Below are 332 nucleotides of genomic sequence, written 5' to 3' on the forward strand. Positions count from 1 at the left end.
CGCCGCGGAGTAACGGTTGAGCTTGCGGTAATAGCGGCGCGTGTACGCATCGCCGGCGGTCTCGCCGATCTTCGCTGCGGTCAGGCCGAGGACGAAGCTGCGTACGGCGTTGGAGAAGCCAAAGCCGATGTGGCCGAACAGCGCCTTGTCGAAGGTCTTCAGGCGTTCGCGGTAATCGGCGATGCCGAGTGCCTGCATTTCCTTCAGGACATACGGATGGCAGCGGATCGCACCCTGGCCGAAGATCATCAGGCTGCGCGTCATGATGTTCGCGCCTTCCACCGTGATGGCGATCGGCACGGATTGCCAGCCGCGACCCATATAGTTCTTGG

The 332-nt window shown here is 62.3% G+C and carries 1 protein-coding gene; it reads right to left on the minus strand.

Annotation, left to right across the window (positions count from 1 at the left end; translation table 11 throughout):
- Positions 1-321: acyl-CoA dehydrogenase domain-containing protein (locus tag CBX98_RS25800; RefSeq protein WP_242446624.1), on the minus strand; the 321-nt coding region annotated here is incomplete at its 3' end.
- Positions 322-332 lie beyond the last annotated feature (11 nt).

It is taken from the genome of Vibrio sp. T9 (genome assembly GCF_003123985.1).
Taxonomy (GTDB): domain Bacteria; phylum Pseudomonadota; class Gammaproteobacteria; order Enterobacterales; family Vibrionaceae; genus Vibrio; species Vibrio diabolicus.